The sequence below is a fragment of the Streptomyces sp. NPDC005774 genome, assembly GCF_042871645.1.
Lineage (GTDB): Bacteria > Actinomycetota > Actinomycetes > Streptomycetales > Streptomycetaceae > Streptomyces > Streptomyces pratens.
This window is the reverse complement of sequence record NZ_JBIAIV010000020.1, coordinates 56,407-71,052: the sequence shown is the minus strand read 5'-3', so window position 1 is coordinate 71,052 and position 14,646 is coordinate 56,407. Positions and strand designations below refer to the sequence as shown.

The 14,646-nt window shown below is 69.7% G+C and carries 11 protein-coding genes and 1 pseudogene; 5 read left to right on the top strand and 7 right to left on the bottom strand.

All coding sequences use genetic code 11. The annotated features are described in order from the left end of the window. Window positions 1-191: 191 nt before the first annotated feature. From ACFYQA_RS19760 to ACFYQA_RS19735, 6 genes are all read right to left on the bottom strand, one after another. Window positions 192-1,226 carry an ABC transporter permease gene (locus ACFYQA_RS19760; protein WP_388919188.1) on the bottom strand — a complete coding sequence of 345 codons (1,035 nt, stop codon included), beginning with the start codon at window positions 1,224-1,226 and terminating at the stop codon, window positions 192-194. After that, a complete protein-coding gene (locus tag ACFYQA_RS19755; protein ID WP_388919185.1) occupies window positions 1,223-2,185 on the bottom strand; it encodes an ABC transporter permease in 963 nt (320 codons plus the stop codon). The genes ACFYQA_RS19760 and ACFYQA_RS19755 overlap by 4 nt, the downstream gene beginning before the upstream one ends. Next, complete coding sequence (locus tag ACFYQA_RS19750; RefSeq protein WP_388919182.1) at window positions 2,178-3,749, bottom strand: sugar ABC transporter ATP-binding protein; 1,572 nt, start codon at window positions 3,747-3,749, stop codon at window positions 2,178-2,180. The genes ACFYQA_RS19755 and ACFYQA_RS19750 overlap by 8 nt, the downstream gene beginning before the upstream one ends. Before the next feature lie 98 nt (window positions 3,750-3,847). Next, entirely contained in the window at window positions 3,848-4,945 is a 1,098-nt protein-coding gene (locus ACFYQA_RS19745; RefSeq protein ID WP_388919179.1) for an ABC transporter substrate-binding protein, read from the bottom strand. 199 nt (window positions 4,946-5,144) lie between these two features. Continuing rightward, on the bottom strand, window positions 5,145-6,176 hold the full coding sequence (locus ACFYQA_RS19740; RefSeq protein ID WP_388919176.1) for a LacI family DNA-binding transcriptional regulator: 1,032 nt from the start codon (window positions 6,174-6,176) through the stop codon (window positions 5,145-5,147). Between the two features lie 149 nt (window positions 6,177-6,325). Next, window positions 6,326-6,829: an ATP-binding protein gene (locus tag ACFYQA_RS19735; protein WP_388919173.1), complete on the bottom strand. Its 504-nt coding sequence runs from the start codon at window positions 6,827-6,829 to the stop codon at window positions 6,326-6,328. A gap of 210 nt (window positions 6,830-7,039) precedes the next feature. Here ACFYQA_RS19735 and ACFYQA_RS19730 point away from each other — a divergent pair, with 210 nt between their 5' ends. Further along, on the top strand, window positions 7,040-7,924 hold the full coding sequence (locus ACFYQA_RS19730; RefSeq protein ID WP_388919170.1) for a helix-turn-helix domain-containing protein: 885 nt from the start codon (window positions 7,040-7,042) through the stop codon (window positions 7,922-7,924). Next, window positions 7,921-8,112: a DUF397 domain-containing protein gene (locus ACFYQA_RS19725; protein WP_388919167.1), complete on the top strand. Its 192-nt coding sequence runs from the start codon at window positions 7,921-7,923 to the stop codon at window positions 8,110-8,112. The genes ACFYQA_RS19730 and ACFYQA_RS19725 overlap by 4 nt, the downstream gene beginning before the upstream one ends. A gap of 87 nt (window positions 8,113-8,199) precedes the next feature. On the opposite strand, the gene ACFYQA_RS19720 is transcribed toward ACFYQA_RS19725, so the two are convergent. Next, window positions 8,200-11,208 carry a family 16 glycoside hydrolase gene (locus ACFYQA_RS19720; RefSeq protein ID WP_388919164.1) on the bottom strand — a complete coding sequence of 1,003 codons (3,009 nt, stop codon included), beginning with the start codon at window positions 11,206-11,208 and terminating at the stop codon, window positions 8,200-8,202. A 168-nt stretch (window positions 11,209-11,376) separates the two neighbouring features. Here ACFYQA_RS19720 and ACFYQA_RS19715 point away from each other — a divergent pair. The 3 genes and pseudogenes from ACFYQA_RS19715 to ACFYQA_RS19705 form a co-directional block, all read left to right on the top strand. Next, a pseudogene (locus ACFYQA_RS19715) lies at window positions 11,377-11,766 on the top strand (sensor histidine kinase); the annotation flags it as partial. 288 nt (window positions 11,767-12,054) lie between these two features. Beyond that, window positions 12,055-13,983, top strand: a complete 1,929-nt coding sequence (locus ACFYQA_RS19710; protein WP_388919161.1) for a lectin — start codon at window positions 12,055-12,057, stop codon at window positions 13,981-13,983. 84 nt (window positions 13,984-14,067) lie between these two features. Beyond that, on the top strand, window positions 14,068-14,640 hold the full coding sequence (locus ACFYQA_RS19705) for a chloramphenicol phosphotransferase CPT family protein (RefSeq protein WP_388919158.1): 573 nt from the start codon (window positions 14,068-14,070) through the stop codon (window positions 14,638-14,640). Window positions 14,641-14,646 lie beyond the last annotated feature (6 nt).

Genomic DNA, 14,646 nt, shown 5'->3' with positions numbered 1-14,646 from the left:
CCTGGCCCGTGAACCGGTGAACGCGGTACGGGTATTCGACGCATCGTGCCTCCTCGGAGAGTGGGGGCGGTACACGTGCGTGTGCGCGGGACCGCCGGCTCCCGGTTCCCGTAGGGGAACCGGGAGCCGGCCGCCCCGAAAGCCGGACGCGGCAGCCGGTCCGGGGAGGGAGGGCTGCCGCGTCCGGAGCTTCAGAGCAACTGGCGTCTGCGGCCCAGCCAGGTCTGGGCGACGACCACGACGGCCAGGAAGGCGCCGCTGACGACCTGCTGGTAGGAGGAGTCCAGGGAGCCGATCTGGTTGATGACGTTCTGGATCACCTTGAGCAGCAGGACGCCCACCAGAGAGCCGCTGACGAATCCGAGGCCGCCGGTGAGCAGGGTGCCGCCGATCACGACGGCGGAGATGGCCTCGAGCTCCATCCCGTTGCCGAGGATGGTCACCCCGGAGGCGAGCCACGCCGCGTTCAGCGCGCCCGCAAGACCGGCCAGCAGCCCGGACAGCGTGTAGACGAGGATCTTCGTACGGGCCACCGGAGCACCCATCAGGGCCGCCGCGTCCTCGTTGCCGCCGACCGCGTACACATGCTGCCCGAAGCGGGTGCGGCGCAGCACGACGGCGCCCGCGGCGAACAGCGCCAGGGTGATCCACACCGGATTGCCGACGCCGAAGGTGGTGCCCTGGCCGAGTTCGGCGAGGAAGGAGCCCTTGCCGATCAGATACGTCTCGGCGCCCTCGTCGGTGAGGGCCAGCATCAGGCCGCGCGCCCCGAGCATCGCCGCCAGCGTGACGATGAACGGCGCCAGCCGGGAACGGGCCACCAGCAGCCCGTTGACCACGCCGATCCCGCCGCACACCACCAGCGGCAGCAGCAGCGCCGCCGGCGTCCCGTGCCGCGACCCCCAGGCCGCCAGGACACCGCCCAGGGCGAACAGGGAACCGACCGACAGGTCGATGCCCCCGGTGATGATGACGAAGGTCATCCCGAGCGCGACGATCGCCAGGAACGCCGAACTCGTCGCCATGTTGCCGACGTTGTCCCCGGTGGCGAAGGAGTCGAAGCTGAACGACGCCACCAGGGAGACGACCACCAGCACGGCCAGCGCCCCGTGCTGCTGGACCAGTCCGCTCAGCCGCTCCGCGCGCGCGGACCCCTCGGGCCCGGTGGCCTTCGGCGGTTCACCGCCCGCGGTGGCCACGGGCACGTCCGTCTTCGTGGCGGTCATCGCTTCCCCCGTCCCCGTGCCGCGTAGACCGCGCACACGATCACTATGGCCTGCGCGATCTGGGTCCACGACGGCGGCAGGTCGTGCTTGATGAGGGTGGCGGTGAGCAGCTGGATGAGCACGGCTCCCGCCACGGTGCCGGCGATGTTGACCCGGCCGCCGGTCAGCGGAGTCCCGCCGACCACGACGGCGGTGATGGCGGACAGCTCCATCAGATTGCCCAGCGAGGTCGGGTCGCTGGCCTGGAGCCGCGCGGTGGCCAGGACGCCCGCCACGGCCGCGAGCAGCGCGCACAGCACGTAGACGATGATCAGTACGCGCCGCACCGGCAGGCCGGCCAGCTGCGCCGCGGGCCGGCTGTCGCCGATGGCGAGGAGCTGGCGTCCGAACGTGGTGCGGCGCACCACGAACGCCGCCAGCAGCGCCAGGGCGGCGGCGATGAGGATCAGGTACGGGATGCCGAGTACGGCACCGGACCCCAGGGAGGCGAGCCCCGGATTGCGCAGATCCTCCAGCTGCGGCAGCAGCACCAGCGCGAGACCCCGGCCGCCGACCATGAGCGCCAGCGTGGCCACGATCGGCTGCACCCCGACGAGGGCGACCAGCGTCCCGTTGGCCAGCCCGATCGCGGCGGCGAACACCGCCACCACCAGCAGCGCGGGCAGGAGACCGTAGCCGAGGTAGAGGGCCGTCACGGACGCCGCGAGGGCCATCACCGCACCGACCGACAGGTCGATGCCCTCGGTTCCGATGACCAGGGCCATCCCGATCGCGACGATCATGACGGGGGCGACCTGCACGGCCTGGGTGCGGAAGTTCTCCGCGGACAGGAAGTACGGGGTGATGACGATGTTGACGACCAGGAGCAGCGCCACGCCGGCGTAGACGCCGTAGGTCTGCAGCCACTGCAGGACGCGGGTCCGGTCCAGCGGTGCGGTGCGGAGGACTGCTTCAGCCATCGCCGGCCTCCTTGACGGCCGTGGCCCCGGCCGTGTGTCCGGCCGGGGGGTGCCCGGCGATGGTCCGCATGAGTGTGTCCTCGGTGACCTCGTCGCCGGCCAGCTCGCCGACGACCGCACCGTCCTTCAGTACGACCACGCGGTCGGACCCTTCGATCAGTTCCTCCAGATCGGAGGAGATGAGCAGGACGGCCAGGCCGTCCTCGGCCAGTTCGTCCACGAGCTTCTGCACCTCGGCCTTGGCCCCGACGTCGATGCCCCGGGTGGGCTCGTCCAGCAGCAGCACCTTGGGGTTCATCGCCAGCCAGCGGGCGAGCAGCACCTTCTGCTGGTTGCCGCCGGACAGTTCACCGACCTTCTGGTGCGGCGAGGACGCCTTGATGCGCAGCCGCTCGATGAACGTGTCGACGACACGGTCGACGCGTGCCTCGGAGACCAGACCGAAGCGGGACAGCCGGGGCAGCACGGCCAGCGCGATGTTCTCGCGGACCGAGAGACCGGGCACGATGCCCTCGCTCTTGCGGTCCTCGGGCAGCAGACTGACACCGGCCCGGATGGCGGCGGGCGTGGACCCGCCGCGCAGTGGCACACCGGCCACCACGACCCGGCCCGAACTCGTCGCCAGCGCACCCGAGATGGCCTTGGCCGTCTCGGTCCGCCCGGACCCGAGCAGCCCGCCGAGCCCCACGACCTCGCCGGGACGGATCGTCACGGACACGCCCCGCAGGCGGTGCGGGACCGTCAGATCCCGTGCCTCCAGCACAGGTTGGGCGCCAGCAGCGTGGTGGTCGCCGGTGAACTTGGTCAGGCCCTCCTCGCGGACCTCGCCCAGCTCCCGGCCCAGCATGGTCGACACCAGGGAGAGACGGCCGAGGTCGGCGAGCCGGCCGTGATGGACACGGCGCCCGTCGCGCAGCACGGTGACCGTGTCGCACACGGCGTACAGCTCGTCCAGCCGGTGACTGACGTAGACGACCGCGATGCCGTCGTCGCGCAGCCGCCGGATCACCGAGAACAGCGTCTCGACCTCGCGCGGTTCGAGGGAGGAGGTCGGTTCGTCCATGATGACCACGCGTGCCTCGGTGGCCACCGCACGGGCCAGGGCGACCATCTGCTGCGCGCCGACGCCGAGGGCGCGCAGCGGCAGGCGGACGTCCACCCGGACCCCGTAGGCGCGCAGCGTCTCCTCGGCCTCCTGGTGCATGCGGGCGAAGTCCAGCAGGCCCAAGCGGGTGCGCGGCTCGCGGCCGAGGAAGAGGTTGCGGGCCACGCTCAGCAGCGGGATGAGGTTGACCTCTTGGTAGATGGTCGAGATCCCGGCCTTCTGCGCCTCCAGCGGAGTGGCGAAGGAGACGTCACGGCCCTGGAAAACGATGTCACCGGCGTCGGGCCGGTAGACCCCGGTGAGCAGCTTGATGAGGGTCGACTTGCCGGCGCCGTTCTCGCCGATCAGGGCGTGCACCTCGCCCGGGTGCAGGGTCAGGTCCACGTCGTCCAGGGCCCGGACGCCGGGGAAGGTCTTGCTCAGTCCGCGGACGGCGAGGACTTCGGCGGGGGGAGCCACCTGTGCCTCCAGGAAGTGGGTCAGGAAGTGAAAAGTGACGCGGAAATGAGGGGTGACGTGGTGGCGGGGCCCGCCGGGAAGGCCGGGCCCCGCGGGGATCAGTAGGCCCTGCCGAGGTCCTGCTTGGCGTTGCCGGTGTCGTAGGCGCCGTCCTCGATGATGATGTCCTGGGCCACTTCCCTGCCCTGCGTGAAGGTGTCCAGCGTCTCGAACGCCAGCGGGCCGAACCGCGGGTTGGACTCGACCACACCGGTGATCCAGCCGTCCACGATGCCCTGCACGGCGTTGCGCGTGCCGTCGACCGTGACGATCTCGACATCGCCGGCCTTCTTGCCCGCGCCCTTGAGCGCGGCCACCGCGCCCAGGCCCATCTCGTCGTTCTCCGCGTAGATGCCCTTGATGCCGGGCTTGGACTGGATGAGCTGCTCGGTGACCTGCTGGCCCTTCTCCCGGGCGAAGTCACCGGTCTGCTCGAAGACGACCTTCAGGCCGGGGGCCTTCTCGGCCACGCGGTCCTTGAAGCCCTTGGTGCGTTCGGTGGTGACGTTGTTCCCGGCCGCGCCCAGCAGGATCGCGACCTCGCCCTTGCCGCCCGTGGCCTCGATCATCTGGTCGGCGGCCCGTCGGCCCTGCTCGACGAAGTCCGAGGCGATGAAGGAGACGTAGTCCTCGCAGGCCGTGGCGTTGATCTTGCGGTCGATCGTGACGATCGGGACCTTCTTCGCGGCGGCGGCCTGCAGCACCGGGTCCCAGCCGTCGGAGTTGAGCGGCGCGATGACCAGCAGGTCGGCGCCCTTGGCGAGCAGGTCCTGGACGTCGCTGATCTGCTTGGAGAACTGCGACTGGGCGTTGGCCGTCAGCAGCTTGACGCCCCGCTTCGCCGCCTCGTCCTTGATGGACTGCGTCTCGGCGATGCGGAAGGGGTTGGCCTCCTTCTCCGACTGGGAGAAGCCGACGGTCGCACCCTTGAGGTCGAGCTTCTCGCCGCCGTACGCGTCGATGGTGCAGGTCTTGCCGCCCGGCTTCGGCGAGGCGACCTTCTGGCCCGCGTCGGCCGCGGCGGACGGGGACTTCTTGCCGGTCGAGGCGTCGTCCTCCGACTTCGCGCAGGAGGTGGCGGTGAGGGCCACCGCGGCGGCCATGGCCACGATCACGGGACGGGCGAGGAGAGGAGAGCGGTGGGTGGTGCGCTGCATGGTGACCCCGATCCGGGTGACGCTGAAAGGGAACTGGGGAGCGGTAGGGCGCGCGGAACTGGTGGTGCTCCCGGTGTGCGAGGCGGCGTCCGGTTCGCCGCCATCAGGTTTTTACATCGTTGGAAGGATGCTGTAAACCCCTTGCGCACAAGGCGGGTTGGGAGGAGTGCGGGGAAAGGGAGGACGGGCGGAGCGGGGATCAGGCGTTCGCGCCGCTGGTGCCCGCGGGCCGGCCCAGTGTGCTCTCCCGTTCGACCAGCCGGTAGTCCGCCCAGATGCGGCGCGGCTCCGGATCCGCGTCGTGGAGCCGGGCGAGCACCGACTCGACGGCGAGACGGCCGATGGCGGTCTTGTCCGGTGACACGGAGGTGAGCGTCACCGCGCTGAAACGCCCTTCGAGCACGTCGTCGAATCCGACGACGGCGATGTCCTCGGGGACCCGCAGGCCGCGCTCGTGGAGGACCCGCATCGCCCCGATGGCCATCGGGTCGTTGTAGGCGAACACCGCGTCGGGGCGCACCCCGCCGTCCAGGATGTGGGCCATCGCCGCGGCTCCGTCCGCGTGCCCCCAGCCGTCGGTGGCGGCGACCAGGCTCCCGTCGGCCGGGAGTCCGGCGGCGGTGAGTTCCTCCCGCCAGCCCTGCACGCGCAGTTGGGCGGGCTGACTGCGCCCCCGACGCGCTCCGATGAACGCCACCTTCCGGCGCCCCAGCGAGACCAGGTGCCGGACGGCGGCGCGCGCGGCGGCGACGTTGTCGATGGCGATGTGGTCGTACGGCAGGTCGTAGTCCCGTTCGCCCAGCAGGACCAGCGGTACGTGCTCGGCGCGGTCCTGGAAGTCCTTGGCCTCCATCTCGATCGGGCTGAGGACGAGTCCGTCGATGACCCTGGCCCGGAACCCCTGGCTGACCAGGATCTCCTGCTCGCGCCGGCCTCCGGTGTGGTCGAGCAGCACGATGTAGTCGTGCTCCGCCGCGGCGTCGATGACGGCGGCGGCGAGTTCGGCGAAGTAGGGGTTGCCCAGTTCGGGCAGGGCGAGCGCGATGATGCCCGTACGCCCCTTGCGCAGGTGGCGGGCGGCCAGGTTGGGCCGGTAGCCCAGGGCGTCGATGGATCGCTGGACGCGCTCGCGCATGGCGGGGGTGACGTGCTGGTAGTTGTTCACCACATTGGAGACGGTCTTGATGGAGACCCCCGCGTGCGCGGCGACGTCCTTGAGGCTGACCCGCACGACAAATCCCTTCGTGAGCGGCCCGAACCGGGGACCGGTGCAGATGCGGGTGCCGTCACCGTGAGCCGGGCGCCGAGCCGCCGGGCTCGAGTTTTACAACGTTATACATCCGTATCCGGGACACTGACAAGGCCATGAGCAGGGGCGTGTCACGAGCATCCTCGCGGTGGCGCCGAAACCGCTTCCTTCCCCGGCGGCACCCTCGTGGACCGGGGCTCGTCGGTAGCGGTCGCGCACTCGGCCCAGACGGTCTTGCCGGGGCCGGTACGGCCCGTCACGCCCCAGCGCGCGGCGAGCGCGTCGACGAGGGTCAGGCCACGGCCGTGTTCCTCGTCCGCCGCGGCCACCGTGGGGGCCGGAGGGTCCGGGTGGGTGTCGGACACCTCGATACGGATGACGCCCCGCACGTCGTCACAGACGAGGAACAGGGAGAAATCCCGTTCGGGCACACAGCCGTGAAGGACGGCGTTCGCGGCGAGTTCGGCGACGACGAGGACGACGGTGTCGTACGCGGCCGAGCCGTGCGGATGACCCCACTCGGTGAGCTGATGCGCGGCGAGCAGCCGGGCGAGCCGGGCCCCACGCCGCGTGGCGGAGAAGCGCTGCGCGAACGTACGGGCCGGAGTGGGGCTTTGCGTGCGTGGGGCTGACATGGCGGCCACCCTGCTGGGAAGTGAGGGCCCGTCGACAGGTCCGGCGCCGATACAGATCACGCTGTACTGGTTCACTCGCTGGACCGGGTCGGTCGCTGTACGTGACGATAGGTGTGTCACGCGTGGCGCAGCGCGCACGGCACACGGTACGACACGAGTTCGGGCCAGGCAGGCGGATACGGCCCGGCGGCACAGGGGAAGGCGGCTGCGATGGCGACGGACAACGGCGGTGGGGCGGGCGGGAGTGCCACAAGGCGGGAAGGCGGGGCCGACGGGGGCTGCGAACCGGAACTGTCGGACAGCCTCAAGACCTTCGGTGCGGTCCTGAAGGCGCTGCGGGAGGAAGCCCGCCTCACCCAGGAGCAGTTCGCCCCGCTGGTGCGGTACTCGGCCGCCTACATCGCCAAGATCGAGCAGGGCAAGCGGTTCCCGCCGAGGGACCTGCTGGACCGGTCGGACGAGGTACTGGGCGCGGGCGCGGGACGGGTGCTGGGAGCGGCCGCGAGAAGCCTGACGCGCAAGGTGGGATTGGCGACGTGGTTTCGACAGTGGGCGAACATCGAGGAGGAAGCGATCTCGCTGTACGCGTACGAGTGCCGGGCGATTCCGGGGTTGTTGCAGCCGGAAGCTTACATTCGGGCGATCTTCGCGCGACGGCTACCGCCCTTGTCCGACGACCAGATCGAGCGCCAGGTGTCCGCCCGACTGGAACGGCAGCAGCTCCTCACCGAGAGGCCGAACACAGCCTTCAGTTTCATCATCGAACAGGCTTTACTTGAACGGAACATGGGCGGACCAGAGGTCACCCGCGTGCTCTTGGGGCACTTGCTCGAACAGGGTGGGCGAAGGAACATCGAGATTCAGGTGATGCCCCTGCGGATGTACGACCACGCAGGTATCGACGGTCTGATGTACCTCGCGGAGACGCCCAAGCACGAGTGGGTGGGCTACTCCGAGGGCCAGCAGTCAAGCAACCTGATCACACCGCCCAAAGACGTCAGCGCAATGCTCCAACGCTATGGCAAGCTGCGCTCGCAGGCCCTCGATCACGAAGCCACGGCAAGCCTGCTGGAACAGATGAAAGGAGCGCTATGACCACTACCGAACCGGCCTGGTTCAAGAGCAGCTACAGCGGCAGCTCGGGCGACAACTGCGTCGAGGTTGCCATGCGCCCCGAAGCCGTTCACGTCCGGGACTCGAAGGACACCCGGCGTCCGGCGCTGGCCGTTTCCCGCTGCGCCTGGTCGGCGTTCACGGCGCTGGCGTCCGACGCGCGCGTCTGAACCATCGGTGGGGCGTCCCTTTGGGGCCTCCGCGGCCACGTAAAAATGTGCCGGGCGGCCGCGAGGACCGCCCGGCACGACGGGGGATCACGTCAGTGGAGTGATCCTGATGTTGCGGAACCTCACCTTGTTCCCGTGGTCCTGCAGCCGGATCGCTCCCGCGGCAGGAGTCTCGGACCGGCCCGACGCGGTCGGTCCGTCGAGGACGATGTCGTCGTGGACCTTCTTCCCGTTCCACACCACCGTGACCCGGGCGTCGGCGGTCTTGCGGCCGCTGTCGTCGAAGCGCGCCGCGCGGAAGTCGATGTCGTAGCTCTGCCAGGTCTCGGGCGCCGTGGCCGCGTTGACGTCCGGTGCCCGCTTCAGATAGAAGGCCCCCGCCTCGTTGGTGTCGAGCGTGGTGTCACCGTAGGAGTCGAGGATCTGGAGCTCGTAGCGGTCCTGGAGGAAGATGCCGCTGTTCCCCCGGTCCTGTCCGGTGACATCGGGCGGAAGCAGCGGTACCCGGAACTCCACGTGGAGCCTGAAGTCCTGGTACGCGTCCTTGGTGCGGATGTCACCGCAGCACACCTCCATCGACTTCTCGTCACCGAGCGGCCAGCGCAGATTCCGGCCGTCCGTGTGCTGCCACTGCGCCTGGGAGGCGGCCGTGCCGTCGAAGAGCGGGACCTGGGCTCCGCGCGGATGGACGCTGAGCATGTCGAGATTGACATGACCGGTGTCGCCGGCGTCGAACCGGTAGGAGACCGTATTGCTCCCGGCGCGCAGCGCCAGCCGTTCGGTCCGCGTCGACCACGAGTCCCAGTCGTCGGTGGGAGGCAACTGCGTCTGCCGCAGCTTCTTCCCGTTGACGTACAGGGACAGGGTTTTGGTGCCCCGGAACGGGTTCGGCCCGTTGGAGTAGCGCAGCCCCACGTCGTAGGTGCCCGGCTTCGGGACCGTCACGTCGAACGTCGTACCGGCCTTGCCCTCGGTGGCGTAACGGTCCACGAAGCCGCTGCCGGAATGGCCCGCGTGGTCGGTGTTCACACCGGCCGTGCCCGTCAGGCGCGCCTCCTCGGCCTCGTACCGGGTCGCGGGAGCGGGCTGCTTGCCCGGGATCCGATTGAGGGTGTACCAGGCCTCGGTGCTCCACAGCTGCTCACCGGAGTCCGACGTGAAGGGACGCGGGGAGCGCAGGTGGACGACACGGCCCGGCTTGAGGTCGTCCAGTCGCAGCTTGACGGTACGCCGGTCCTTCGAGAGCGTCGCGGAGCGCACCGCCAGCTGCTCTTCGGCGATCTTCGGACCTCCGTAGTCCGCGGTCGGTGTGTAGCGCCACTGCTCCGCGCGGTAGTGGGCAGCCAACTGCTCGGCGGTGGCCTCGGACACCGGCTGGGTGTACGTCAGGTCGAAGCCGCCGGGCACGGCGCGCATGGTCTTGACGTCGAACGTGTTACCGCCGTTCGGTGTCAGCTTCTGCAGGCCGAACCTGAGCTTGCCCTCCTGGCCCCAGTTGCCGTCCGCGCCCAGCCCGCCGACGTAGATCGCGCCGTCGGGCCCCTGGGTGACCCGGTTGATGCCGGCCTCGAGGCCCTGGGTGTAGCGGAAGACGGCCCCCTGGTACTGGCCCTTCACTTTCTCCAGGTAAGCGCGCTGCAGGCCGCCGTAGGTGACGTCGCCCAGCAGCATCTGGCCGGCGAACGCGCCCTTCTTCAGATACAGGGGAGTGGAGGGCGAGTTGGCGATCTCGTTCTGCGGCAGCCACAGCACCGGCTCGGTGACGGAGGAGTCGTCGAAGGGGCCGGCGGGCTCGGTGTAGTGGTTGAAGAAGCGGTCCTGCTTGATCTGCACGAGCTTCGACGAGGGAAGCCATCCGCCCTGGTTGTCGGTGGCGAAGATGCTGCCGTCGGGTCCCCAGCCGATGCCGTTGGGCGTCCGCAGCCCTCCCGCGACCGGGCTGATCTTCCCCGTCTTCTTGCTGACCTTGTAGGTGGCCCCGCGGCCCGGTGCCGGCTGCGGCACGGTGGTCGCGCCGCCGAGGTCGATGGCCACGGAGAGGTTCACGTAGAAGTGGCCGTCCCGGTAGAGCAGGCCGAAGGCGAACTCGTGGAAGTTGCCCCCGTAGGGCCAGGTCGCGACCGTCCGGTACTCGTCGGTCACCTCGTCGCCGTCGCGGTCGACGAGCCGTGTCAGCTCGTGCTTCTGCGAGACGTACAGGGCTCCGTCGACGTACTTGATCCCCATGGGCTCGCGCAGCCCGCTCGCCACCTTCGTGACGGTGACCTTGCCGGGGCCCGTGGCGCCGGTGACGTTGTCGAGCAGGTACACCTCTCCGGCAACGTTGTCGGTGCCGCCCCACGTGCTGATCGCCAGACGTCCGTCGGGCAGCCAGTCCATGCCGCTGACCTGCGGCTTGAAGCCCTCCGGGCGCAGATCGGTGAGGGTCAGGTCGGGGCGTACGCCGGTGAGCGGGAGGCCGTCGCCGGGGGAGTCGCCGCTCGCCTCGCACTCCTTGCGGCCCGGCGCCGTGACCCGGACGACCCCGGCGTCGGTGCTCAGCACCTCCTGGGGCACGACGGCGAAGTCGCTCTCGCCCGGCGGCTTCCAGGCCAGCTGGAGCTGCTGCCCGCCGTCGCGCTCGAAGTGGTCGATGCGCAAGGGGTGCGCCCCGGCGGTGAGATGGACCGTGCCGTCCTTCGGCTCGGCACCGTGCAGCCCGTCGTGGTCGATCACCGTGTCGCCGTCGATCGCCAGCCGTGAGCCGTCGTCACTGGTCAGGCGGAACACGTACGAGCCGTCGCCGGGAACGTTCAGGTACCCCGAGGCCTCGGTGACGAAGCGGTCGGACAACCCGCCGAAGTCGGCCTCCGTGGACCAGTCGACCGTCGGCATCAGCTTGTCGTGGTTGGGAGTCTGACCCGGTTTCAGGGTGCACAGCTTGCTCAGCGGCGTCTGCACGTCGAACACGCGCAGCGTGATGCCGGGTTCCTGGGGCGGAATGTCCGAGGGAGCGGCGGCGGCCGGCGGTGCGGAGCACAGCCCCACGGTCAGGGCTCCCGCGAACAACAGGGGGGTGAGGTGTCTTCGGGCGCGTGGAAACAGACGGTGGCGCATTGGTCCTCCACGAGTAGGGGACCGGACCGTGCCGGATTTCGTTCCGGTCTGCTGCGGTGGCGCTGTACTTGAGCCGTCAAGCTAGAGGACTTCTGCTTGACATGTCCATACTTTGTCATCGGAGAGTTCAAAGTCCGGGGCCGTGCGTGGGGAAGTAGCCTCCCCGTTGGCCCCGACGGCGGGCCGCCCGGCGCGGCCCCGGTCCTCGGCGACGAGGCCAGGCTCCGCCAGGTCACCTCCAACCTCGTCGGCAACGCCGTCGCCCACACCCCGTCCGGCACCCCGGTCCGTATCGGCGTCGGTGCCCAGGACGGTCACGCGGTCCTCGAATTCCGGGACGAGGGCCCCGGAATGACTCCCGACCAGGCCGAACGTGCCTTCAACCGCTTCTACCGCGCCGACAAGGCACGGGCCCGTGCCGGAGAAGGCGGCGCGGGCCTGGGCCTGGCCATCGTCGACTCCCTCGTCCGCGCGCACGGCGGCCACGTCGAGATCCGCACGGCCCCGGACCAGGGCGCGACCTTCCGCGTTCTGCTGCCCCTGGAGCCCGGCGCCTGAGCGGAAAAGGGTCCGTAACCAAGAAGTGACGGCACGAAAACGGTGGTCCTTCCGCATACACCTGATTCCATCGACCTTTGTATTGACGGGGACATGCCTCAAGGGTTCAATCACGTCTTGAGATAAGACGATCGGTCCGCCGGCACGGCACACCCCCACAGAGACACCCCACAGTTCTCGCCTCTTCTCTCACCTCACCCTCACGGTGGGCGCGCAGCCCGATCCAGGGTTCCGCTCCGCCGTGCGTTCACACCTTGAAGGTGAGGTCCCCACCGAGAGGTCACACCCATGGCTCCCCTGCGCAGACGCATCCCGCTCCGCCGTACACCCCCCTCCCACCGGCTCCCTGCGATGCTCGCCCTCGCCCTTGCTCTCGCCCTCGCCCTGACACTCGCTCCCGGCATGACGCAGCAGGCGATGGCCGCGGGAGAGCGCGTCGACGTATGGCTCACCACGACCTCCGACGCGGGCGGCCGCAACGTCACTCGCGGCCTGGCCCCACAGGCACCGGTGCACTTCGGCCCCGCCGGAGGCGGCGCCGACCAGACGATCACCGTCGACGAGACGACGACGTACCAGCAGTTCGAGGGCGGCGGCGCCTCCATCACCGACACCACCGCCCATCTGCTGCGCGGCGGCGCCGTCAGCGCGGCGACCCGTGACGCAGTGATGCGCAAACTGTTCTCACCCACGGACGGCATCGGGCTGTCCTTCGTCCGCAACCCGATCGGCGCCTCCGACCTGTCCCGGCCGGGACATGTCTCGCTCGACGACACCTGCTGCGACCTGTCCGACTTCGGCACCAACGGCTACGACACCAACGTCCGGCTCCTCACCGCACAGGCCCAGCAGCTCAACCCGGAACTGCGGGTCAAGGGCGTGCCCTGGAGCGCGCCCGGCTGGATGAAGGACAACGGCCGCATGGACCAGATGGGCTGGCTCAAGTGGGAGTACTACCCCCTGTACGCCCAGTACCTGGTCAAGTACGTCCAGAGCTACCGGGCCGCCGGCGTGGACATCGACTACCTGTCCGTCCAGAACGAACCGAACTGCTGCCAGGCCGGCAACCCCACGGCCATGAACTACCCCGGAATGAGCTGGAACCCGTCCGGGTTGGTCGAGTTCACCAAGAACCACGTCTACCCGGCCTTCCGCGCCGCCGGAATCGACACCAAGGTCCTCGTCCACGACTGGAACTACGGCGACTACGCGGGCTTCGGCGCGCCCATTCTCGCGGACGCCGGGGTGCGCAACGACCCGCTCTTCGGCGGTATCGCCTGGCACGGCTACGCCGGTGACCCCGCGGTGGGCAGCCAGGTGCACGGCCAGTATCCGAACGTCCGCCAGTTCAGCACCGAGCACTCCGGCGGCACCTGGATCGGCAACCAGCACAACGAGGACCTGGCCGACATCGTGGGCTACGCCCGCAACTGGAGCAGCAGCCTGGTCAAATGGAGCCTCGCCCTCAACCAGGGCATGGGGCCGCACAACGGCGGCTGCGGCACCTGCACCGGACTGATCACCGTGCAGGAGGGCGGCCCCCGTGCAGGACAGGTCGACTACACGGTCGAGTACTACACCACCGGCCACCTGACCAAGTTCGTCAGGCCCGGCGCCCACCGGATCGCCTCCACCGCCGGCACCACGGTGTCCAACGTCGCCTGGCGCAACCCCGACGGCTCCAAGGCCCTGATCGCCCACAACGGAGGCCCCTCCTCCCGTTCGGTCCGCGTCGACTGGGGAGGGCAGTCCTTCACCTACAGCCTCCCCGCCCGCACCACCGCCACCTTCACCTGGTCCGGCACCCCGTCGGGCAACCCGGGCGGTAGCACCGGCACCCTCACCGGTCTCGCGGGCAAATGCCTGGACGTCGCCGGCGGAGCCACGGCCGACGGCACCGCGGTGCAACTGCACACCTGCAACGGCACGGCGGCCCAGCGCTGGGCCGTGAGCGCCGACGGCAGCGTGCGGGCGTTCGGCAAGTGCCTGGACGTGAGTGGCGCCTCGACGGCCGACGGCGCCCGGGTACAGCTCTACGGGTGCAACGGCAGCACAGCCCAGCAATGGTCGTACGATCCCACCACTCACGATGTGGTCAACACCGGCGCGGGCAAGTGCCTCGACATCACCGGCAACAACTCCGCGGACGGCACCCCCGCCCAGATCTGGACCTGCACCGGCGCCGCCAACCAGAAATGGACCCTGAACACCACCTGACTCCGCCGGGCCGTCCTCCCGGGTCCGGCCCCCCGGGCCAGGGAGGACGGCCGGTACCGAGGACAGTCATGTGATCATGTCCGTATGGCAGCGGGTCGGATCATCTTCCTCAACGGCACGTCCAGTTCAGGGAAGTCGAGCATCGCCCGTGAACTGCTCGGCATCCTGGACGACGGCGTCTTCTCCCACCTGGCGGTGGACGGCTTCAACGCGATGCGTACGAAGCGGCCCCTCGCACCGGAGGACCTCGACACCGCTCTGCGCCGGACGAGGATGGGCTTCCACCGCTCGATCGCGGCCATGGCCGAGGTGGGCAACGATGTCGTCGTCGACCATGTCCTCAGCGAGCCCTGGCGGCTGGCCGACTGCCTGGCCGTACTGCGCCCCGAGGACGTGCTGTTCGTCGGCGTCCACTGCTCACCGGACGAACTGGTTCGCCGCGAAAAGGCCCGGGGCGACCGCCCCCCGGGCCTCGCCGCACTCCAGTACGAGCTGGTCCATCAGCACGGTGACTACGACGTCGAATGCGACACCAGTACGGCGAGCCCGCGCGAGTGCGCCGAACTGATCAAGGATTTCCTTCCGGTCCGGCCGACGCCGACCGCCTTCACCCGTCTCCGCGCCCGCCGTCCGGCGGACAGCGGGCCGACGAGCTGAGAACGC

Bases quoted from the DNA above. Each gene is read 5' to 3' on its own strand.
- ACFYQA_RS19760 (WP_388919188.1), bottom strand. From the start codon at position 1,226: ATGACCGCCACGAAGACGGACGTGCCCGTGGCCACCGCGGGCGGTGAA.
- ACFYQA_RS19755 (WP_388919185.1), bottom strand. From the start codon at position 2,185: ATGGCTGAAGCAGTCCTCCGCACCGCACCGCTGGACCGGACCCGCGTC.
- ACFYQA_RS19745 (WP_388919179.1), bottom strand. From the start codon at position 4,945: ATGCAGCGCACCACCCACCGCTCTCCTCTCCTCGCCCGTCCCGTGATC.
- ACFYQA_RS19735 (WP_388919173.1), bottom strand. From the start codon at position 6,829: ATGTCAGCCCCACGCACGCAAAGCCCCACTCCGGCCCGTACGTTCGCG.
- ACFYQA_RS19730 (WP_388919170.1), top strand. From the start codon at position 7,040: ATGGCGACGGACAACGGCGGTGGGGCGGGCGGGAGTGCCACAAGGCGG.
- ACFYQA_RS19725 (WP_388919167.1), top strand. From the start codon at position 7,921: ATGACCACTACCGAACCGGCCTGGTTCAAGAGCAGCTACAGCGGCAGC.
- ACFYQA_RS19720 (WP_388919164.1), bottom strand. From the start codon at position 11,208: ATGCGCCACCGTCTGTTTCCACGCGCCCGAAGACACCTCACCCCCCTG.
- ACFYQA_RS19710 (WP_388919161.1), top strand. From the start codon at position 12,055: ATGGCTCCCCTGCGCAGACGCATCCCGCTCCGCCGTACACCCCCCTCC.
- ACFYQA_RS19705 (WP_388919158.1), top strand. From the start codon at position 14,068: ATGGCAGCGGGTCGGATCATCTTCCTCAACGGCACGTCCAGTTCAGGG.